A 20,390-nucleotide genomic window follows, 5' to 3' on the forward strand; every position below is an offset into this window, starting at 1 on the left:
CCTTGCCGTGGAGGGCGGTGCGGCAACCTCCTGCCCAACGGCGGAGCCCAAGGGCCTGAACCGGTCGATGCGCTGTTCCACGGCCCCCGCCCGGCGATCGAGGGCGGAACCCTTGCCGTGGAGGGCGGTGCGGCAACCTCCTGCCCAACGGCGGAGCCCAAGGGCCTGAACCGGTCGATGCGCTGTTCCACGGCCCCCGCCCGGCGCGAGGACCCGGTACCTTCGGGCGCACACTTGGCGGCATGGACAGTGAGTAACCGGGAAGAGCGGAGTCAGAGCGTGAGCATGAATGCGACCGAAGGGGCCGACCCGTTCGGGACCGCGCGGCTGCGGCGCGGTGTGCTCGACGCCTGGGGCGCCGGCCCCGCCAGGTTCCGCGAGGACGCCAACGCCGAGGAGGACCTCGCGCTCGGCGGCTACCGCGACCGCCTCGTCGTCGAGCTGGCCCAGAACGCCGCCGACGCCGCCGCCCGCGCAAAGGTCCCCGGCCGGCTCCGCCTCACGCTGCACCCGGCGGCCCCGGACGCCCCCGCGGTCCTCGCCGCCGCCAACACCGGCGCACCCCTCGACGCCACCGGCGTGGAGTCGCTCTCCACGCTGCGCGCCTCCGCCAAGCGCGAGGGGCACGAAGGAGCGGTCGGCAGGTTCGGCGTCGGGTTCGCCGCCGTGCTCGCCGTGAGCGACGAGCCCGCCGTCGTCGGCCGGCACGGCGGTGTCCGCTGGTCACTCGCCGAGGCCCGCGACCTCGCCGCGCGGGCGGCCGTCGCCAGCCCCGGCCTCGGCGACGAACTGCGCCGCCGCGACGGCCACGTACCACTGCTCCGGCTCCCGCTGCCCGCCGAGGGCACCGCACCCGACGGATACGACACCGTTGTGGTCCTCCCGCTGCGCGACGGCGGCGCCGAGGACCTCGTGCTCCGGCTGCTCGACGCGGTCGACGACGCCCTGCTGCTCACCCTGCCCGGCCTCGACGAGATCGTGATCGAGACCCCGGACACCGTACGGACGCTGCGCCGCTCCGAGCACGGCCCGTACACCCACATCGAGGACTCCGCGCACGGCACCAACCGCTGGCGCACCGTCACCCACCACGGCCCCGTCGAGCCCGCCCTGCTCGCCGACCGCCCCCGCGAGGAACGGCTGCGCCCGCACTGGTCGGTCACCTGGGCGGTCCCGGTCGACACGGAGGGCGCCCCGGTCCGCCCCCGCACCCTCCCCGTCGTCCACGCGCCGACCCCCACCGACGAACCCCTCGGCATCCCCGCGCTGCTCATCGCCTCGCTGCCGCTCGACACCGCCCGCCGCCACTTCGCGCCGGGACCGCTCACCGACTTCCTGGTGCAGCGCGCCGCCGACGCGTACGCCGAACTGCTCGCCGACTGGCAGCCGGTGTCCGTCGACACCATCGACCTCGTACCGGGACCGCTCGGCAAGGGCGAACTGGACGGTGCGCTGCGCGGCGCGATCCTGGAGCGGCTGCCGCGCATCGCGTTCCTGGCACCCGCCGCCCCGCGTGACACCACCGCCGAGGCGGGCCCGTGGGACACCTGGGACGCGGGGGCGGACGGCCTCCCCGGGGCGGCCACCGCCGCGCTGCGGCCCATCGAGGCCGAGGTGCTGGAAGGCGTCGGCGCCGAGACCGTACGGGTGCTCGCCGAGGTCCTGCCGTGTCTGCTGCCCGCCGGACTGGAACGCCGCAGCGAGCTGCGCACGCTCCAGGTCGCCCGGGTCCCGCTGACCGAGGCGATCGACCGGCTCGCCGGTCTGGAACGCGACCCCGGCTGGTGGCGGCGGCTGTACGACAGCCTGTCCGGCATCGACCCGGACCGTCTCTCCGGCCTGCCCGTACCGCTGGCCGGGACACCGCAGGCCGCGGACCCCGGAACCCCGGCCGTGCCCCGCACCACCATCGGACCCCGCCAGGTGCTCCTCCCGCTCCCCGACGCAGCTGCCGGACCTGTGCTGGAACGCCTCGCCCGGCTCGGGCTGAAGGTGGCCCACCCGGACGCCGCCCATCCGCTGCTGGAGAAGCTGGGCGCCCTGCCCGCCACCCCGCGCGCCGTGCTGACGACCCCGCAGGTGCGGGCCGCCGTCGCCGGTTCGCTGGACGCGGGCGAGGTCTGGGACGAGGACGCGCTGGACGGCGACGAGCTCGCCGAGACCGTCCTCACCCTCGTCCGGGACGCCGAGCTGGCACCCGGCGACGAGCCCTGGCTCGGTGCCCTCGCACTCCCCGACGAGGACGGCGAACCGGCCCCCGCCGGGGAACTCGTGCTGCCCGCGAGCCCGTTCGCGGCCGTCATGCGGGAGGGCGAACTCGCCCTCTGCGACCAGGAACTGGCCGACCGCTGGGGCGAACAGCCGCTCACCGCCTGCGGGGTGCTGGCCACCTTCGCCCTCGTGCGGGCCACCGACGTCGTGCTGGACCCGGACGAACTGGAGCCGCGCGAGGGCGACTTCGCCGAACCCGACGACGCCGGTCTGCTGGACGCCGTGGACGTGTGGTGCGAGGACGTCCTCGATCAGCTGCCGGACACGCCGGTACCGCCTGTCGCCACCGAGATCGTCGCCGTCCGCGATCTGGACCTGGTCGACGACGACGCCTGGCCGCAGGCGCTGGCCATGCTCGCCCGGCCGCCGCTGCGCGACGCGCTGACCCAGCCGGTGCGGGTGCTGCTGCCGGACGGCACCACACAGTCCGTCCGCCCCTACACGGCCTGGTGGCTGCGCGACCACCCGGTGCTCGACGGCCGCCGCCCCGCCGGGCTGCGGGCCGCGGGCGGCGACCCCCGGCTCGCCGGGCTGTACGACTCCGCCGACGCGACCGGGTTCGACGACGCGCAGGTGCTGCGCGCCCTCGGCGTACGGACCTCCGTGGCTGCCCTGCTCGACGAGCCGGGCGGCGCCGCCGAACTCCTCGGCCGGCTCGCGGACGAGGACCGACCGGTCGGCCCCGTACAACTGCACTCCCTGTACACCGCCCTGGCCGACCTCGACCCGGAGCAGGTCACGCTGCCGGACGAGCTGCGGGCCGTGGTCGACGGCGAGGTGCGGGTCGTCGACGCGGCGGACGCCGTGATCGCGGACGCCCCCGATCTGCTGCCGCTCACCGACGGGCTCCCGCTGCTCCCGGTCGCCCCCACGCGCGCGGCCGAGCTGGCCGAGCTGTTCCAGGTGCGCCGGCTCGGCGAGAGCGTCGAGGCGGAGGTGTCGACGGAGGGCGAGGAGCATCACGTACCGGACGCGGTACGGGTGCTGCTCGGCGCCGGCACCCCGGACGTGTACGTCGAGCACGGCGAACTGCGCGCGGGCGGCGTCGAACTGGACTGGCGCCGCACCCCCGACGGCACGGTGCACGCCGCCACGCTGGAGGGTGTCGCGGCGGGCCTGGCCTGGGCGGCGGGGCAGTGGCCGCGCCGCTTCGAGGTCGCGGCGCTGCTGGAGGACCCCTCCCGTACGGAGGAACTGGCCCGGGACCGCTGGTTCGACTGACGGATCGTCAGGTGTGTCCGGGTGCTCACACGGAGAGATCTTCGCGAGAAGTTCATTTTCGTGTACAACCCTTCACATGCGTTGCGGGTCTGGTTTGACGAGTCAGCAGACTCACCGTCCGAACCAGCCCCGCCCGTGGCGCATCACGTGCCCGCGGGGCCTTTCTCCACTGGGGAAACACATGCGTATTCGTGCCACTGTGGCAGCCGTTTCCGGCGCCCTGGTCCTGTCTGCTCTGGCTGTCCCGGCCGCCCTCGCGGGCGACCACTCCGTTCCGAACCTGAACAAGCCGACGTCGGGTGCCGAGGCCTTCGGCACCGCCGCCCGGGGCGCCTCGAAGGCCGCCGCGGCCACCACCGCCGACGCGTCGGAACCCGTCATCTCCAAGGTCGTCGTCAACGGCGGCAAGAACATCGTCCTGGGCACCACCGCCAAGAGGACGTTCTCCATCTCCGTCACCGCCTCGCACGCCTCCGGCATCGTCGACGCCTACGCCGACCTGTGGCACGGCACGAACCCGACGTCGCCGGACACCATCGACGGCGCGATCCTGCCGAACGAGGACGTGGCGACGTGCACCAAGGTCAACGCGACGACCTCCACGTGCAAGCTGACGTTCACGGTCGACCCGCGCTACGACCTGTACAAGAACGCCCTGGCCGGCACCTGGCACGTCTCGGCGGGTGTGCTCGCCGGTAACCAGACGGACATCGCCTACACCGACTACTACAGCACCGCCCGGGTCCAGCGTTACTCGAAGCTGACCGTCAACGCTGCGCCGGAGCCGGTGAAGAAGGGCGGGACGATCACGGTGACGGGGAAGCTGTCGCGGGCGAACTGGGAGGACCACGCGTACCACGGTTACGCGACGCAGTCGGTGAAGCTCCAGTTCCGCAAGAAGACGAGCTCCACGTACACCACGGTGAAGACGATCAGGACGAACAGCACCGGGAACCTGAAGACCACGGTCACGGCGTCGGTCGACGGTTACTGGCGCTACAGCTTCGCGGGTACGTCCACCACCCCGACCGTCACCACCGCCGGTGACTTCGTCGACGTGAAGTAACGACGCGAAGCGAAAGCGAAGCGACAACGCGAAGTAGTCCCACAGGTGGCCGCACCCGGCCACCTGTGGTCACCCGTGAGCAGCGGGATCCCTCCGTGAGGGGTCCCGCTGCTCACGCATCCGTCCCGTGCATCCAGTCCGGCCCCCAAGGCCTTTCTCCACGGAGAAACCCATGCGCATACGTGCCACTGTCGCCGCAGCCTCCGGCGCCCTGGTCCTGTCCGCCCTCGCCGCCCCTGCGGCGCACGCGGCATCGGCCGACCCCGTCATTTCCAAGATCACCATCAATGGCGGCAGGAGCACCGTCCTGGGGACGACGGCGCCGAGGACCATCACCGTCTCGGTCACCGCCTCGCACGCCTCCGGCATCGAGACCGGCTGGCTGCTTCTGTGGCACGGCAAGGACCAGGACGAGGGCATGGACGGCGCCCTGCTGCCCAACGAGGACGAGGCGACCTGCAAGGCCGCGAGCGCGACCACCAGCACCTGCTCCCTCACCATCACCGTCGACCCCAGGGTCGACCTGTACAAGAACGCGCTGGCGGGCTCCTGGCACGTTCTCGCGGGCGCCGAGGCCAAGGACGGCTCCAGCCACTACTCCGACTTCGCCGCCACCACGAACGTCCAGCGTTACTCGAAGCTGACCGTCAACGCTGCGCCGGAGCCGGTGAAGAAGGGCGGGACGATCACGGTGACGGGGAAGCTGTCGCGGGCGAACTGGGAGGACCACGCGTACCACGGTTACGCGACGCAGTCGGTGAAGCTCCAGTTCCGCAAGAAGACGAGCTCCACGTACACCACGGTGAAGACGATCAGGACGAACAGCACCGGGAACCTGAAGACCACGGTCAAGGCGTCGGTCGACGGTTACTGGCGCTACAGCTTCGCGGGTACGTCCACCACCCCGGCCGTCACCACCGCCGGTGACTTCGTCGACGTGAAGTGACGACGCGAGGCAACGACGTGCCGTGACGGCGGGGGCGGGGGACCGCCCCTACGCCGGGAAGCGTCGGCTGACCAGCCGCCAGGTGTACTCCAGGGCGGCCGACGCCACCACCGCGATGCCCACCGCGGCCCACGGCATCGTCGTCCCGACCAGCTTCAGTGCGAAGAACTCCTGGAGCCAGGGCACCGCCAGCACGAGCAGGAACGCCAGCCCCATCGCCAGCACCAGGCCGATCCGCCACCAGGTGTACGGGCGGGCGATGATCGCCAGCACCCACATCGAGACCAGGAAGAGCGTGAGCGTGGCCGCGCTGGTCTCCGCCTCCAGGGCGCCCGCACCGGTGTAGTAGTGCCGGGCGATCAGATACGTCGTGAAGGTGGCGGCGGCCGCGATGACGCCCGACGGGATCGCGTACCGCATGACCCGGCGCACGAAGTGCGGATGCGCCCGTTCCTTGTTGGGGGCCAGGGCCAGGAAGAACGCCGGGACGCCGATGGTCAGCGTGGACAGCAGGGTCAGATGGCGCGGCAGGAACGGGTAGTCGACCTGGGAGCAGACCACCAGGACCGCCAGCAGCACCGAGTAGACGGTCTTGGTCAGGAACAGGGTGGCGACCCGGGTGATGTTGCCGATCACCCGGCGGCCCTCGGCGACGACGGACGGCAGCGTCGCGAAGCTGTTGTTCAGCAGCACGATCTGGGCGACGGCCCGGGTCGCCTCGGAGCCCGAACCCATGGAGACGCCGATGTCGGCGTCCTTCAGCGCCAGCACGTCGTTGACGCCGTCGCCGGTCATGGCGACGGTGTGGCCGCGGGACTGGAGGGCGGCGACCATGTCCCGCTTCTGCTGCGGGGTGACCCGGCCGAAGACCGCGTTCTCCTCCATCGCCGTGGCCATGTCGTCCGGCTCGGTGGGCATCCGGCGCGCGTCCAGGGTGTGCTCGGCGCCCGGCAGCCCCAGCTTTCCGGCGACCGCGCCGACGGAGACCGCGTTGTCGCCGGAGATGACCTTCGTGGCGACCCGCTGGTCGGCGAAGTACGCCAGGGTCTCCCCGGCGTCGGGCCGCAGCCGCTGCTCCAGCACGACCAGGGCGCTCGGCTCGGCCCCGGCCGCGACGTCCGGCCCGTCGAGCGCACCCTCGGTGCGGGCCAGCAGCAGCACCCGCAGGCCCTGCGCGTTGAACTGCTCGATCTCGGCGAGCGTCGGGTCCTGCTCGGGCAGCAGCACATCGGGGGCGCCGAGCAGCCAGGACGACTGCCGGCCGCCGCCCTCGTCGAAGGCGGCGCCGCTGTACTTGCGGGCCGAGGAGAACGGCAGCGCCTGCGTGCACCGCCACCGCTCGCCGTCCGGGCAGGCGTCGACGATGGCCTGGAGGCTGGCGTTGGGCCGTGGGTCGGACGAGCCGATGGCGCCCAGCACACTGCGTATGTACGTGTCGTCCGCCCCGCCGAGCGTCCGCACCTCGGTGACGTCCATGCCGCCCTCGGTGAGGGTGCCGGTCTTGTCCAGGCAGACGACGTCGACCCGGGCCAGGCCCTCGATGGCGGGGAGCTCCTGGACCAGGCACTGCTTGCGGCCGAGCCGTATGACCCCGATCGCGAAGGCGACCGAGGTGAGCAGCACCAGGCCCTCGGGGATCATCGGGACGATGCCGCCGACGGTCCGGGCTATCGATCCCCTGACGTCGTTGTCGTTGACGAAGAGCTGGCTGATGATCAGGCCGATCGCGGTCGGCACCATCATCCAGGTGACGTACTTGAGGATCGTGGAGATGCCGGTGCGCAGCTCGGACTGGACGAGGGTGAAGCGGGACGCCTCCTCGGCGAGCTGGGCGGCGTAGGCCTCGCGGCCGACCTTGGTGGCGGTGAAGGCGCCCCCGCCCGCGACGACGAAGCTGCCGGACATCACCGGGTCGCCGGGTTGTTTCAGCACCGGGTCGGCCTCGCCGGTGAGCAGTGACTCGTCGATCTCCAGGCCGTCGGCCTCGGCGACCGTGCCGTCCACCACGGCCTTGTCGCCGGGGCCCAGCTCGATGAGATCGCCGAGGACGATCTCGGAGGTGGAGATCTCGGCCGAGATCCCGTCCCGGCGGACCGTGGGTTTCGCCTCGCCGATGACCGCGAGGCTGTCCAGGGTCTTCTTGGCCCGCCACTCCTGGATGATGCCGATGCCGGTGTTGGCGATGATCACGAAGCCGAAGAGGCTGTCCTGGAACGGCGCGACGGCCAGCATGATCAGCCAGAGCACGCCGATGATCAGGTTGAACCGGGTGAAGACGTTGGCGCGGACGATCTCGCGCAGCGAGCGGGACGAGCGGACGGGTACGTCGTTGACCTCGCCGCGGGCGATCCGTTCGGCCACCTCGGCAGCGCTCAGCCCGCGTGGGTCCACGGCCGGGGCGGGCAGCCTCACCGGGTGGACCGGGTCGAGCTCGGCCCCGGCGTCGATCATGGCCGAACCGGGGTGGCTGGTGGAGCCGGTTGCTTCGGGAGTCTGCTCACCGAAGGAATGGGGTGCCCGCTGCGTCATGGTTTCGACGGTACGGGGGGATGGTCCGGTTCACCCACTGAGGGGTCCGAAGATCAGACCGGGGGAGGAGGGCGATGGTCCTGAGGTGGTACGGGGCCGGTGCCGGACCCTCAGGCGGTGGCGCCCTTCCCGGTGTCGGCCGACGTGGCGGTACCGGTGGAAGAGGCGGTGTCGGCGGCCGCGGCGGCTGCCCGCTTGATCGCGGCGTCACGTCCCCGCACGTACCAGATGCCGATCAGGCCGAGCCCCGCACCGGCCAGACAGGTCCACAGCCACCACAGGTGTCCGTGGTCGTCGAACCAGCCGTAGAAGGGGAGCTGGACCAGGAAGAGGACGAACCAGAGGATCGTGCCGCCGGTGATGGTGGCGACGACGGGCCCCTCCAGGGGCTCGGGTGCCTCGTGCTTCGGTGTCCACTTCGCCATGACCTCAGTGTATGGGGCCCCTTCGCCGCCCCGTGAGGACGGCGGAGCCGAAGCCTTGCCCGGCCGGTCGCCCCAAGGGTCTACGCGCGGAGATAGCGATCTTCGCCTTATGTATTCATACTGAATCTGCTTACGGCTGACTCGAATTATTCGTGTAAAAGTCCAAAGCTGACCACTTTCACTCCCCCTCTACGTACGACTGAGGTCATACATGTCCCCCTCGGCCACCGCTCCGGTCGACGCCAAGCAGCCCTCGGCTCCCCAGCCACAAAGCAGCCTGGATCGTTTCTTCAAGATCTCCGAGCGGGGGTCGTCGGTCGCGCGCGAGATCCGCGGCGGCTTCGCCACGTTCTTCGCAATGGCGTACATCATCGTGCTGAACCCGATCATTCTCGGCAGCGCGAAGGACATGTACGGTCATCAGCTCGATGGTGGCCAGCTGGTCACCGCCACTGTGCTGACCGCCGCGTTCTCCACGCTCCTGATGGGTGTCATCGGCAATGTGCCGATCGCGCTGGCGGCCGGCCTCGGCGTCAACACCGTCGTGGCCCTCCAGCTCGCCCCCCGGATGAGCTGGGCGGACGCGATGGGCATGGTCGTCCTCGCCGGCATCGTGGTGATGTTGCTGGTCGCGACGGGCCTGCGGGAACGCGTGATGAACGCCGTGCCGACCTCGCTCCGCAAGGGCATCGCGATCGGTATCGGTCTCTTCATCCTGCTGATCGGCCTGGTCGACTCGGGCTTCGTCTCCCGTATCCCGGACGCCGCGCACACCACCGTGCCGCTCCAGCTCGGCGGTGACGGCCACCTCAACGGCTGGCCGGTCCTGGTCTTCGTCCTCGGTACGCTGCTCACCCTCGCGCTGCTCGTCCGCAAGGTGCCGGGCGCGATCCTGATCTCCATCGTGGCGATGACGGCCGTCGCGCTGATCATCGACGCCGTCGCCGACCTGCCGGCCGGGGCTTGGGGCCTGACCGTCCCGCAGTGGCCGGGCAATCCGGTCTCCACACCCGACTTCGGGCTGATCGGCGAGGTCAGTCTGTTCGGCGGCTTCGAGAAGGTCGGTGTGCTCACCGGCATCCTGTTCGTCTTCACCGTGCTGCTGTCCTGCTTCTTCGACGCGATGGGCACCATCCTCGGGGTCGGCGACGAGGCGAAGCTGACCGACCCGGAGGGCAACTTCCCCGGTATCAACAAGGTGCTGTTCGTGGACGGCATCGCGGTCGCCGCGGGCGGTGCGAGCTCCTCCTCCGCCACGACCTGCTTCGTGGAGTCCACGGCGGGTGTCGGCGAGGGCGCCCGCACCGGCCTCGCGAGCATCGTGACGGGCCTGCTGTTCACGGTGTCGCTGTTCCTGACGCCGCTGGCGACCATGGTGCCCTCGCAGGCGGCCACCCCCGCGCTGCTGGCGGTGGGCTTCCTGATCATCTCGGGCTCGGTGCGGGACATCGACTGGAGCGACTACACGCTCGCCATCCCGGCCTTCCTGGCCATGGTGATGATGCCGTTCACCTACTCGATCACCAACGGCATCGGCATCGGCTTCATCGCCTTCTCCGTGCTGCGGGTGGCGGCCGGACGCTGGCGCGAGGTGCCGGTGCCCATGTACGTGGTGTCGGCCGTCTTCGTCTTCTACTACGCGATGCCGGCCCTCGGCCTCACGTGACCTCTTCGGCCCTGATCCCCGCGGTCCTCTCGGGGCCGTAGAACCTCTCCGTCTCGTCGACGGCCGCCTTGAAGCGCTCGTCGAAGTCATCGCGAATGAGCGTCCGGACGACATAGTCCTGGACGCTCATTCCGCGTTTGGCGGCATGCTGCCGGAGCCGGTCGAGCAGCTCACCGTCTATCCGCAGGCTGAGCACAGTCGATCCCATGGCAAGCAGGGTTACGGGCCAGTGGGTCGTTTCGCGTCACTTTACGCATCCAACTCACTCGTTCGGGTGAGTGATTGGGCGAAGCGCCTCGCGCGCGTGTAACACGAATGGTCTTTAGGGTAGGTAATGAGTTACGCTAATAAACATGCCTGACCTGATCCACGACGGCGACAGTGCGGCCGCCGTGAGCTCCCTTCGCTCCGCCGTGATGCTGCTCAGCCGGCGCCTCAAGCACCAGCGCGTCGACGAGTCGCTGAGCCCCACCGAGATGTCGGTGCTCGGCACGCTTGCCAGGTGCGGCTCGGCCACACCGGGCGAGCTGGCCCGCAAGGAGCATGTGCAGCCTCCGTCGATGACTCGCATCGTCGCGCTGCTCGAAGCCAAGGGGCTGGTCAGACTGGAACCGCACCCCGATGACCGTCGCCAGAAGGTGGTCAGCCAGACCGAGCAGGCGGAAGCCATGCTCGAAGAGAGCCGCTCCAAGCGGAACGCCTGGCTGACCGCCCTCGCCGAGGGCCTGGACGAGGACGAGTGGGAGACGCTCCGCAAGGCGGCGCCCGTGCTGGAGAAGCTCGCCCATCTGTAGCGGCAGGGGCGGTGCGCGGGACCACAGCCGGCGCACCGCCCCTGCCTCCGCACCCCGTCAGTCAGCGAAACGCATACGCCCGAGGAGGCGAACCCTTTTGAGTACGGGATCCGGAGCAGACTCCGCCCCCGCACCGACTTCCACCCACGAGAGCAAGCCCGGCGGGACCTTCTCGTCGCTGAAGATCCGTAACTACCGCCTGTTCGCCACGGGCGCCGTGATCTCCAACACCGGTACCTGGATGTCCCGCATCACGCAGGACTGGCTTGTGCTGAGCCTCACCGGGTCCGCCACCGCCGTCGGCATCACCACGGCCCTCCAGTTCCTTCCCATGCTTCTGTTCGGCCTCTACGGCGGTGTCATCGCGGACCGTCTGCCGAAGCGGAAGCTTCTCCTCGTCAGCCAGGCGGCGCTCGGCCTGTGCGGGATCGCCCTCGCGGTGCTCACACTCTCCGGCGTGGTCCAGGTGTGGCACGTCTACCTCATCGCCTTCCTGCTCGGCATGGTGACGGTGGTCGACAACCCGGCCCGCCAGTCGTTCGTGTCCGAGATGGTCGGACCCGCACAGCTGCGCAACGCGGTCAGTCTCAACTCGGCGAACTTCCAGTCCGCCCGGCTCATCGGCCCGGCGGTCGCGGGTGTCCTGATCACCACGGTCGGCAGCGGCTGGGCCTTCATGTTCAACGGCCTGTCCTTCGCCGCCCCGCTCATCGGCCTGCTGATGATGCGTCCCGGCGAGCTGCACAAGACCACTGTCGTACCCCGCGCCAAGGGCCAGCTGAGGGAGGGCCTGCGCTACGTCTCCGGCCATCCCGAGCTGATCTGGCCGATCGTCCTGGTCGGCTTCGTCGGCACCTTCGGGTTCAACTTCCCGATCTGGCTCACGGCCTTCGCGGACGAGATCTTCCACGGCGGCGCCGGGATGTACTCGTTCTTCAACATCCTGATGGCGGCCGGCTCCCTGGCCGGCGCCCTGCTCGCCGCCCGCCGCCGCGCCTCCCGGCTGCGGATGCTGGTGGCAGCGGGCACGGTGTTCGGGCTGCTGGAGATCATCGCGTCCCTGTCACCGTCCGTCTGGCTCTTCGCGATCCTGCTCGTCCCGATCGGCATGATCGGGCTGACGACCAACATCAGCGCGAACACGAGCGTCCAGATGGCCGCCGACCCGGCCATGCGCGGCCGGGTCATGAGCCTGTACATGATGGTCTTCGCCGGTGGTACGCCGGTGGGCGCCCCGATCGTCGGCTGGATCAGCGACACCTACGGGGTCCGTACGGGCATGGCCGTCGGCGGCGCGTTCTCGCTGGTGGCCGCGCTCGGTGTCGGCCTGATGCTGGCTCGCGTCGGCGGCCTGCGCCTCCGCGTCGACCTGCGGCCCGGCCGCCCCCACGTCCGGCTCGTCCAGCGGGAGGAGCTGGCCGCGGCGGCGTGAGCGCCGTCCGACGAGGCACATGGCACGGCCCCGACCGGTGAGCACCGGTCGGGGCCGTGCCATGTGCCTCGTAGCGTCAGTCGTGGGGGAAGCCGCCGGTCTCCAGGGTGAGGCCCACCACGGTCGGGACGAGGTCGACCGGGTTACCGAAGTCGAGGCTCAGTACGCTGCGGTACTCGTCCTCCTTCGGGAGCGTGTGGAGATGCCAGGTACCGGTGTACGGGTCGACGATGAGGTACACGGGCACACCGGCGGTGGCCTAGGTGGCCTTCTTCGATCCGTAGTCGTTGGCGGCGGTGCTCTTCGAGATCACCTCGGCCACGAAGTCGATGTCCCCGTAGTGGTATCGGCCGTTGGCATCCTCCATGGCACCTTCGGCCAGGGCCACGACATCGGAGGCGAAACCGTTGAGCATCCCGGGGAAGTCGATGCGCACATCGGACAGCAAGCGCTCCCGGGGGTACCTTGCGCGCAACTGCTCGATGATGTCGAGAATGATCCGCCAGTGTGTGCGCCGTTGCGGCGACATGTAGATGTTGCCCTCGACGATCTCGACCTTGAATCCCTCGGGGGTGGGCTCAAGCCACTCGAACATCATGTCCAGAGTCCGCTCGTCGCTCTCTTCGGCCATCTCGATCCTGTCGGTCTCTGCGACGGTCATCGTGGCGCTTCTCCCCGCTGCCGCGCGGGCGCGGGCAGCCGCGTAGTACAACGATACGTACGAAGACCAGGGCACGCCGGTACGGTGCGACACTCGGCCCATGAGCCGTCTCAGACTCTTCGTTGCCGTGCTGCCGCCCGCCCCCGCCGTCGAGGAACTGCGCCGTGCCGTCGCCCCCCTGCAGGCGCTGCCCGAGGCCGAGCATCTTCGCTGGACCGGTGTGCCCGGCTGGCACTTCACGCTGGCCTTTCTGGGGCCCGTGGACGAGGAACTGCTGCCCGAGCTGGAGGAGCGCCTCGCCCGGGCCGCCCACCGCACCGACCCCTTCCCGCTGCGCATCCACGGTGCCGGCCGGTTCGGTGGGCGGGCGCTCTGGGTGGGGGCCGCGGGCGCGCTGGACACGCTGCGGCTCCTCGCCGAGCGCGCCGAAGCCGCAGCCCGCCGCTCCGGTATCCCGATGGACGAGCACCGCCGCTACAGCCCGCACCTCACCCTCGCCCGCAGCCGCCGCGCCGAGGTCGATCTGCGTCCCTGTGTCGAGGCGCTCGCAGGCTTCGAGGGCACCGGCTGGAAGGTCGGCGAGATGGCCCTCGTGCGCAGCAATCTGCCGGTCGCGGGGGTGCCGGGCGAGCGGCCCAGGTACGAGGTGGTCGCATCCTGGGCGCTGGGGCACTGAGACCGGCGGTTAGGCTCGGAGGGTGGATCCGAAGACCAGAAACCGCGTCATGGCGGCCGTGCTCGTACTGATGTTCGTCGTCGTCGCCGTGGCGTCCGCGGTCGGGGCGTGACGCGGCCGGGGCCGCCGGGCGGATCGGGCCGAGCAGCTTCTTCCACGAGGGGGAGCGGCCGCTCGGCTCCGAGGCGTACGACGACCCGTTTCCGGCGCGGGCCGCTGAGGATCGCCCGCGCGACCGGCGAGGCGGAGCCGGACCGGCCGGCGGCGGCCCCGAAGGAACTGGACGCGCCCTGAACCGGGCACGGAAACGGGCCGCCGCCGCCCGCGCCCCCGAGGGGACGAGGCGGCGACGGCCGGCGGTCCGTCAGACGGTCCTCACCAGGCGAACGCCTCCGGCGAAGGCCCCGGACCCGGGAAGATCTCGTCCAGCGAAGCCAGCAGCTCCGCCGAGAGATCGAGCTCCAGCGCCCGCAGCGCCGAGTCCAGCTGCTCCCGGTTGCGCGGGCCGACGATCGGGCCGGTCACCCCGGGGCGGGTGAGCAGCCAGGCCAGGCCGACCTCGCCCGGCTCCAGACCGTGCTTTTCGAGCAGATCCTCGTAGGCCTGGATCTTCGCGCGCTGCGCCGCGTCCTTCAGCGAGTCCGCGCTGCGGCCGGAGGCCGAGCGCCCGGCCGTGCCCTCGCGCTCCTTCTTCAGCACACCGCCCAGCAGCCCGCCGTGCAGCGGGGACCACGGGATGACACCGAGGCCGTACTCCTGCGCGGCCGGGATGACCTCCATCTCGGCGCGGCGCTCGATCAGGTTGTAGATGCACTGTTCGCTGACCAGGCCCAACGAGCCCCGCCGGGCGGCCAGTTCATTGGCCTGGGCGATCTTGTAACCGGCGAAGTTCGACGAACCGGCATAGAGGATCTTGCCCTGCTGCACCAGGACGTCGATCGCCTGCCAGATCTCCTCGAAGGGGGTGTTCCGGTCGACGTGGTGGAACTGGTAGAGGTCGATGTAGTCCGTCTGGAGCCGCTTCAGCGAAGCGTCGACGGAGCGGCGGATGTTCACGGCGGAGAGCTTGTCGTGGTTGGGCCAGGCCTCGCCGTCGGTGCCCATGTTCCCGTACATCTTGGTGGCCAGGACCACCTTGTCGCGGCGCTCGCCGCCCTTGGCGAACCAGGTGCCGATGATCTCCTCGGTGCGGCCCTTGTTCTCGCCCCAGCCGTACACATTCGCGGTGTCGAAGAAATTCAGACCCGTGTCCAGCGCCGCGTCCATGATGGCGTGGCTGTCCACCTCATTGGTCTGCGGGCCGAAGTTCATGGTGCCGAGGACGAGGCGGCTGACCTTGAGTCCGGTGCGTCCGAGCTGTGTGTACTCCATGGAGGTCAAGCCAACGCCTTCGAGTCCGCTCGAAGCAAGGGCGATGGGCATGCGACTGCCCCCGGCGGAGCAGCGGGGTGCCGGGGGCAGTGCGTCAGGCCGTGCGGGCTACTTCAGATACACGATGCCGTCGGTGGTGACCGTCGGCCGGCCCGAGGTGGCGACGACAACGATCTTGACGGTGTGCTTGGCGCTGGACGACCAGCTCTTCGTCCACAGCGCGTCCCGGTACTTGGTGGTGCTGGACTTCAGATCCACCGTGGACACCTTCACCCCGTCCACATAGACGTGGACCTGCCCGGACGTGGTCGCCCGGGAGGCCACCAGGGCGACCGAGCGGCCGGTGAACGTCCAGCTCAGCGCGGCACCCTTCGACGAGCTGGAGTACGACTTGCCGCCGAGGTAGCTCGACGAGGACCGCGTCGTCCACGATCCGGACTTCGTCGCAGAGCTCTCCTGCACGATGACCGGCGTACCGGCGACCGAGGCGGTGGCCGTGTTGCCCGCCCGGTCGTACGCCTTCATGGACCAGGTGGTCGCCGCGCCGGACTTGGCGGTGTGCGAGGCACTGGTGGTCGTCGGGCCGTAGGTCCTGGCCACCGGCGCGGTGAGCCGGACCTCCTTGAGCGAAGCGGCGTCGGTCGCCTTCCACTTCAGGGTGAGCGGGACGGCCGTGGTGTTGACCGTGCCGGTGCGCAGCGCCAGGTTCGGCCTGGTCGAGAACGTGGGCGCCGTCTGCTCGGCTACCACGGTGGCCGCCGCCGACGTGGTGACCTTGCCCGACTGGTGCGTGGCGCGGACCTGGATCTTGTGGGAGCCGAGGGCGAGGGTGGCCGGCGCGGAGGTCGCGGTACCCGCGGTGGTGGCGACGGACCTGCCGTCGACCAGCAGCTCGTACTTGGAGACGAACGTGCTCGGGGTGCTCGCCGACCAGCCCACGGTGACCGCGGACCTGGTGTAGTACGTCGTGCCCGAGAGCCCTGCGCCGGTCACCGACTTGACGGCCAGCCCGGTGACGGGGCCTGCGGCGAGGCTGCGGATCGTGGGCAGCTGTCCGTACAGCTTGAGGCCGGGGCACTGGGTGTTGAAGCCGTCGCGGTGGCCGGAGATCTGGCTGAAGGTGTACTTCGTACCGGTGGTGAAGGCCTTTCCGAAGTTGTTGCTGCCCGTGGCGCCCGCGACGAGCGTCGTGGTGCCCGCCGGGTCGCCCTGGTACTGGCCGAGCTTCCACGCGGCGATCCGGGCCACCGCGGTGGTCACCGCACTCGGGGCGGACGTGTCCGTGTACGTGCCGATGACCGCGATGCCGGCCGTCTGCCGGTTGAAGCCGTAGGTGTGTGCGCCGAAGACCGGCCGGTCCACGCCGCCCTTACGGCCCTCGAAGACCGTCCCGCACTTGTCGACCAGGAAGTTGTAGCCGATGTCCTTCCACTTCTCGCTCTTGACGTGGTACGCGTACACGCTGCGTACGACGGCGGCGGATTCGGCGCACGTGTAGTTGTTGGTCCCGGCGGTGTGGTGGACGAAGACCGCCTTGACGGTGTCCGTGTACTCCGGCGCCTCCGGGCTCATCGACTCGTCGGCGCCCCACCCCGCACGCGAGGTGATGGGCGGCTTCGGCACGGTCGACGGCGGCGCGGGCGGCAGGGTCTCGCCCGGGGAGGAGCTCGGCGACGCAGAGGGGCTCGGGCTCGCCGGGGCAGTGGGCTCCTGGGTGGCCGGTTCGGACGGGGTCGGCGGCGCCGGTTCGGTCGGCGTGGGCTCGGCGGGCGGTTCCGTGCCGTCGCCGGGCGTGGCCGGGTCGGACGGGGCCGGGTCCGACGGTTCGGCGGTGGGCGTGGCCGTCGGGTCCTCGGCGGGCAGGTCGGCCGCGAAGGCGACCGGTTCCGCGGCGAGCGAGCCGCTCCGGCCCGGGTCAACGGTGTCCAGTTGCAGCCCCGCGGGCAGCTTCGCGGAGACCTTGCCGCCCGCGTTTATCCGTACCTCCACACCGTTGGAGGGCCCCACCCAGCGGGGCTCGGTGCTGCCTCGTACGCCGGACCGGCCGGCCTCCGTACGCCCGTCCACATCGGTTTCGAGGGGCACCCAGGACGTCCAGTTCCCGCTGGTGGCGGACTTGGTGCGGACCTCCACGGCTCCGGCGATCCTCGCCGCCGGGTCGGTCCAGGTGACGCCCAGCATGCTGAACGGTGCGGTGTCCCGCTTGCCGAGGGTGGCGGACGTGCCGTCGTCGCCGACCTTCAGCGAGGTGGCGCGCACATCGGCCTTCGGGGGGCCGGACTTGGCGTCGGTGTCCACCGAGGAGTTGCCCGTCACCCCCTCGAAGACCAGGACACCGGCGACTGCGGAGGTCGCCACGGCGGCCGTGATCCAGGTTCTTCGCTTCGAGAAGGGCTGGTTCGGGATTCTGCGCTTCGATCTCAAGTCGTACCCCAGGGATCGTCTTCGATGTCGGTTCATGACCCGCTGTGCCATGCGACGACACAGGTCACAGGTGACCAGTGGGGGGTACGAGTGCCGGCGCGCGCATACAGCGGACGCACAGCTTCGCATGCCCGTACGACAGCCCGGCACCGCCCCCCACCGGGGCGTAGCCTGAGTGCCGTGACTTCCGTACCGCGCGTTCTGGCCGTACTCGACGAACTGCTCCGGGACGCGACCCCCGACCGTCGCGGGGCGCTGTGGCAACTGGCCGAGCGAGGGCGCGAGTTGGACGCCAACCTGGTGCGCCTGCCGCCCGGCGGCCAGGTCGGAGAGCACCAGGAGGACGTGCTGGACGTCCTTCTGGTCGTCGTCGCGGGCAACGGCCGGATCGAGGCGGGTGACGATTCGCTGGAGTTGACGCCCACCACCGTCGCCTGGCTGCCCCGGACCTCCCGCCGCGCCCTCGCCGCCGGCCCGGACGGCCTCACCTGCCTGACCGTCCACCGCCGCCGCCCCGGTCTGACGATCAGGTCCGCCGCCCCTGCCCTGTCGTACGAGGGCGGCGAGTCCCCCTGCATGCTGGACCGGGTCTGCCCGGGGTGCGGCCGGCTCTCGCAGGATCCGGAGCCGGTGTTCTGCAGCCGGTGCGGGGAGCGGTTCGCCGAGGGGTGAGCGCGGGAGGCCGCAAGGGTGGCCGGGAGCGGTCGTGAGGTGACCGAATCGCAAGTGCTGTGGGCCGCTCCGCATATGGCCGAACGTCTAGTCTGTTGCCACCATGTAGTCCACAGGGGGTCGCATGCACAGCGAGGGTACGGCCGGGCGCGATCCGGACCACGGGCAGGGCGAGAAGTCCCCCCGTGGTGCCGACGGCGGTTGGGCGGGCGACTTCCTCCGGAGCGATTCGAGTGGACACGCGCGGTCGTGGCCCCCGGCGGAGCCGGCGTCGGACCCGTCCCGGTCGCCGGACCGGGCGGCGGCCCCCGCTCCGCATCATGTGATCGACGGCCGTTACGAGTTGCTGCACAGCCTCGGGCGCGGTGGCATGGGCGAGGTCTGGGAGGCGCTGGACACCCGCCTGGACCGTCATGTCGCGGTGAAGGGCCTGCTGGGCCGGGACGTCGTCGGGGCGGCCACGCAGGAGCAGATGATGCAGCGGGCCCGGCGGGAGGCCGCGGCCATCGCCAGGATCAGGCATCCGAACGTGGTGGCGGTGCACGACCGGGTCGAGTCCGGCAACCAGGTCTGGATCGTGATGGACCTGCTCGACGCGCGTTCGCTGGCGGACCTGATGCGTGCGGAGCAGCGGCTGCCGGTGCTCCGCACGGTCGCGATCGGCCTTCAGGTGCTGAGCGGGCTGCGGGCGGTTCACGAGGCGCGGGTGGTCCATCGCGATGTGAAGCCGGCCAACATCCTGTTCGCCAAGGACGACTTCGCGATCCTGGCGGACTTCGGGATCGCGACCTTCGACGGCGCCGCCCCGCTCACCAGGGTGGGTGAACTCATCGGCACCTTCAAGTACCTGGCGCCCGAACTGCTCGCCCAGACCCCGCGGGAGAGCACCGCGACACCCGCCTCCGACCTGTGGTCGCTGGGTGTCACGCTGTACGAGATGGTCGAGGGCAGGCACCCCTTCGACCGGCCGAACGAGTACGAGGTCCTGGTCGCCGCCTGCCAGTCCGACCCGCTGCCGATGGAGCACGGCGGGGACCTGGCCGAGGTCGTGGGCCGGCTGATGCACAAGGATCCGAGCCGGCGCCTGAGCGCCGAGAGCGCGGAGCAGATGCTGCGGAAGATCCTCCGCAACTCCGCTGCGAAGCCGGAACCGGAACCGGAGCCGGAACCGGAGAGTGTGCCCCCACCCGTACCTCCTCGGACACCGCCCGCGCCGCCCCCGCCGCCGCCCCGGCAGCCGAAGAAGGGCGTCCCGGCATGGCAGAAGCTCTCGGCGGCCGTGGTGTGCGGGGCTCTGCTGGCCGGTCTCGGATGGTTCGCCGTGGACCGGATGAGCGGGGACGGCGAGGCGGAGACGGACGCCCGGCCGGGGCAGGGTTCCCAGCCGGAGCCGTACATCAAAGCGCACCCGAAACTGACGGTGGGCGTCAAAGCCGATCAGCCCGGACTGAGCGAGAAGACCAAGAGCGGTACGTACCGCGGCTACGAGATCGACGTGGCCTACGCCATCGCGCGCGAAATGGGCTACAGCCGCGACCGGGTCACCTTCGAGCCCGTGAGCAGCGAGAACCGGAGCACGATACTGCAGAAGGGCGATGTGGATCTGGTCATCGCCACCTACAGCATCACGCCGGAGCGCAAGCACGCGAAGGCGCCCGACTACAGCGTCGCGTTCGCCGGCCCGTACTACGTGGCCAGCCGGAGCTTCATGGTCCGCAGAAAGGCGAAGACGGTGTCGATCGACGACTCCAGGATGCTGCGGAAAGAGCAGTTCGAGGTGTGTACCGCGAGGAGCTCGACGTACGAGACGTGGCTGCCCAAGGCGGGCTACAACATGACGGAGTCGCTGCCGAACGGCTACGACCGGTGCGTGCGCGACCTGCTGGACCCGGCCTCGTCGGTCTATGCGGTGAGCACGGACGACGTCATCCTCGCCGGGTTCGTCAAGAACAACCCCTCCGAGCTGAAGCGGCTGGACAGCGGTCCGGGAGCGGAGGGGTACGGCGTCGCCATGAAGCCGGACGAGAAGGGGCTGAAGGGGGAAGTGTGTTCGGCGCTGAAGAAGATCATGACCGACGGGGTCTGGGAGCGGCTGTACGCCGGCCACCTCGCCCCGCTGCTGAACAGGACGAGCCCGCCGAACAAGCCGAAGCTGACGGAGTGCCCGTCCTGACACCCTGATCCAACGGCCCGGTTCAACGGTCGACCGCCCACGCCGCGTCGGCCGGGGCCGTCC

At 70.5% G+C, this 20,390-nt stretch carries 14 protein-coding genes and 1 pseudogene; 9 read left to right on the forward strand and 6 right to left on the reverse strand.

All coding sequences use genetic code 11. The annotated features are described in order from the left end of the window. Window positions 1-285 precede the first annotated feature (285 nt). The 3 genes from ACWCQ6_RS10780 to ACWCQ6_RS10790 all read left to right on the forward strand — a co-directional run bounded on the left by ACWCQ6_RS10780 (window position 286) and on the right by ACWCQ6_RS10790 (window position 5,504). Complete coding sequence (locus tag ACWCQ6_RS10780; RefSeq protein ID WP_451087810.1) at window positions 286-3,492, forward strand: sacsin N-terminal ATP-binding-like domain-containing protein; 3,207 nt, start codon at window positions 286-288, stop codon at window positions 3,490-3,492. Between the two features lie 181 nt (window positions 3,493-3,673). Next, a complete protein-coding gene (locus ACWCQ6_RS10785) occupies window positions 3,674-4,558 on the forward strand; it encodes a DUF5707 domain-containing protein (protein WP_451087614.1) in 885 nt (294 codons plus the stop codon). 172 nt (window positions 4,559-4,730) lie between these two features. Continuing rightward, window positions 4,731-5,504 (forward strand): DUF5707 domain-containing protein, encoded by a 774-nt coding sequence (locus ACWCQ6_RS10790; RefSeq protein ID WP_451087616.1) that lies wholly within the window; start codon window positions 4,731-4,733, stop codon window positions 5,502-5,504. Window positions 5,505-5,552: 48 nt separating this feature from the next. Here ACWCQ6_RS10790 and ACWCQ6_RS10795 read toward each other — a convergent pair whose 3' ends face one another. Further along, window positions 5,553-8,033, reverse strand: a complete 2,481-nt coding sequence (locus ACWCQ6_RS10795) for a cation-translocating P-type ATPase (RefSeq protein WP_451087618.1) — start codon at window positions 8,031-8,033, stop codon at window positions 5,553-5,555. A 110-nt stretch (window positions 8,034-8,143) separates the two neighbouring features. After that, window positions 8,144-8,458: a DUF2530 domain-containing protein gene (locus ACWCQ6_RS10800; RefSeq protein ID WP_451087620.1), complete on the reverse strand. Its 315-nt coding sequence runs from the start codon at window positions 8,456-8,458 to the stop codon at window positions 8,144-8,146. Window positions 8,459-8,669: 211 nt separating this feature from the next. Between ACWCQ6_RS10800 and ACWCQ6_RS10805 the strand changes: the two genes are divergently transcribed. Then, window positions 8,670-10,124: an NCS2 family permease gene (locus ACWCQ6_RS10805; protein ID WP_451087622.1), complete on the forward strand. Its 1,455-nt coding sequence runs from the start codon at window positions 8,670-8,672 to the stop codon at window positions 10,122-10,124. Here ACWCQ6_RS10805 and ACWCQ6_RS10810 read toward each other — a convergent pair. Continuing rightward, the gene (locus ACWCQ6_RS10810; protein ID WP_451087624.1) at window positions 10,117-10,332 is read right to left on the reverse strand and encodes a ribbon-helix-helix protein, CopG family; all 216 of its coding nucleotides are present in this window, start codon (window positions 10,330-10,332) and stop codon (window positions 10,117-10,119) included. The genes ACWCQ6_RS10805 and ACWCQ6_RS10810 overlap by 8 nt on opposite strands. A 145-nt stretch (window positions 10,333-10,477) precedes the next feature. On the opposite strand from ACWCQ6_RS10810, the gene ACWCQ6_RS10815 reads away from it, so the two are divergent. Together ACWCQ6_RS10815 and ACWCQ6_RS10820 are read left to right on the forward strand one after the other, a co-directional pair. After that, window positions 10,478-10,918, forward strand: coding sequence for a MarR family winged helix-turn-helix transcriptional regulator (locus ACWCQ6_RS10815; protein ID WP_072485764.1), 441 nt, complete (start codon window positions 10,478-10,480; stop codon window positions 10,916-10,918). Between the two features lie 97 nt (window positions 10,919-11,015). Continuing rightward, a complete protein-coding gene (locus tag ACWCQ6_RS10820) occupies window positions 11,016-12,350 on the forward strand; it encodes an MFS transporter (RefSeq protein WP_451087626.1) in 1,335 nt (444 codons plus the stop codon). 76 nt (window positions 12,351-12,426) lie between these two features. Here the strand turns inward: ACWCQ6_RS10820 and ACWCQ6_RS10825 are convergent. Then, window positions 12,427-13,011, reverse strand: a pseudogene (locus ACWCQ6_RS10825) (Uma2 family endonuclease). A gap of 100 nt (window positions 13,012-13,111) precedes the next feature. Here ACWCQ6_RS10825 and thpR point away from each other — a divergent pair. Further along, window positions 13,112-13,687, forward strand: a complete 576-nt coding sequence (gene thpR, locus ACWCQ6_RS10830; RefSeq protein WP_451087628.1) for an RNA 2',3'-cyclic phosphodiesterase — start codon at window positions 13,112-13,114, stop codon at window positions 13,685-13,687. Between the two features lie 375 nt (window positions 13,688-14,062). On the opposite strand, the gene ACWCQ6_RS10835 is transcribed toward thpR, so the two are convergent. Both ACWCQ6_RS10835 and ACWCQ6_RS10840 read right to left on the reverse strand, forming a co-directional pair. Then, window positions 14,063-15,058, reverse strand: a complete 996-nt coding sequence (locus tag ACWCQ6_RS10835) for an aldo/keto reductase (protein WP_451087812.1) — start codon at window positions 15,056-15,058, stop codon at window positions 14,063-14,065. Between the two features lie 108 nt (window positions 15,059-15,166). Further along, window positions 15,167-17,416, reverse strand: a complete 2,250-nt coding sequence (locus ACWCQ6_RS10840) for a peptidoglycan recognition protein family protein (protein ID WP_451087630.1) — start codon at window positions 17,414-17,416, stop codon at window positions 15,167-15,169. A 246-nt stretch (window positions 17,417-17,662) separates the two neighbouring features. Between ACWCQ6_RS10840 and ACWCQ6_RS10845 the strand changes: the two genes are divergently transcribed. Both ACWCQ6_RS10845 and ACWCQ6_RS10850 read left to right on the forward strand, forming a co-directional pair. Further along, window positions 17,663-18,154: a hypothetical protein gene (locus ACWCQ6_RS10845; protein ID WP_451087632.1), complete on the forward strand. Its 492-nt coding sequence runs from the start codon at window positions 17,663-17,665 to the stop codon at window positions 18,152-18,154. Between the two features lie 124 nt (window positions 18,155-18,278). Further along, on the forward strand, window positions 18,279-20,327 hold the full coding sequence (locus tag ACWCQ6_RS10850; RefSeq protein ID WP_451087634.1) for a serine/threonine-protein kinase: 2,049 nt from the start codon (window positions 18,279-18,281) through the stop codon (window positions 20,325-20,327). Window positions 20,328-20,390 lie beyond the last annotated feature (63 nt).

This window comes from Streptomyces sp. NPDC001880 (assembly GCF_053594575.1).

Bases quoted from the DNA above. Each gene is read 5' to 3' on its own strand.
- ACWCQ6_RS10780 (WP_451087810.1), top strand. From the start codon at position 286: ATGAATGCGACCGAAGGGGCCGACCCGTTCGGGACCGCGCGGCTGCGG.
- ACWCQ6_RS10785 (WP_451087614.1), top strand. From the start codon at position 3,674: ATGCGTATTCGTGCCACTGTGGCAGCCGTTTCCGGCGCCCTGGTCCTG.
- ACWCQ6_RS10790 (WP_451087616.1), top strand. From the start codon at position 4,731: ATGCGCATACGTGCCACTGTCGCCGCAGCCTCCGGCGCCCTGGTCCTG.
- ACWCQ6_RS10795 (WP_451087618.1), bottom strand. From the start codon at position 8,033: ATGACGCAGCGGGCACCCCATTCCTTCGGTGAGCAGACTCCCGAAGCA.
- ACWCQ6_RS10800 (WP_451087620.1), bottom strand. From the start codon at position 8,458: ATGGCGAAGTGGACACCGAAGCACGAGGCACCCGAGCCCCTGGAGGGG.
- ACWCQ6_RS10805 (WP_451087622.1), top strand. From the start codon at position 8,670: ATGTCCCCCTCGGCCACCGCTCCGGTCGACGCCAAGCAGCCCTCGGCT.
- ACWCQ6_RS10810 (WP_451087624.1), bottom strand. From the start codon at position 10,332: ATGGGATCGACTGTGCTCAGCCTGCGGATAGACGGTGAGCTGCTCGAC.
- ACWCQ6_RS10815 (WP_072485764.1), top strand. From the start codon at position 10,478: ATGCCTGACCTGATCCACGACGGCGACAGTGCGGCCGCCGTGAGCTCC.
- thpR (WP_451087628.1), top strand. From the start codon at position 13,112: ATGAGCCGTCTCAGACTCTTCGTTGCCGTGCTGCCGCCCGCCCCCGCC.
- ACWCQ6_RS10835 (WP_451087812.1), bottom strand. From the start codon at position 15,058: ATGGAGTACACACAGCTCGGACGCACCGGACTCAAGGTCAGCCGCCTC.
- ACWCQ6_RS10850 (WP_451087634.1), top strand. From the start codon at position 18,279: ATGCACAGCGAGGGTACGGCCGGGCGCGATCCGGACCACGGGCAGGGC.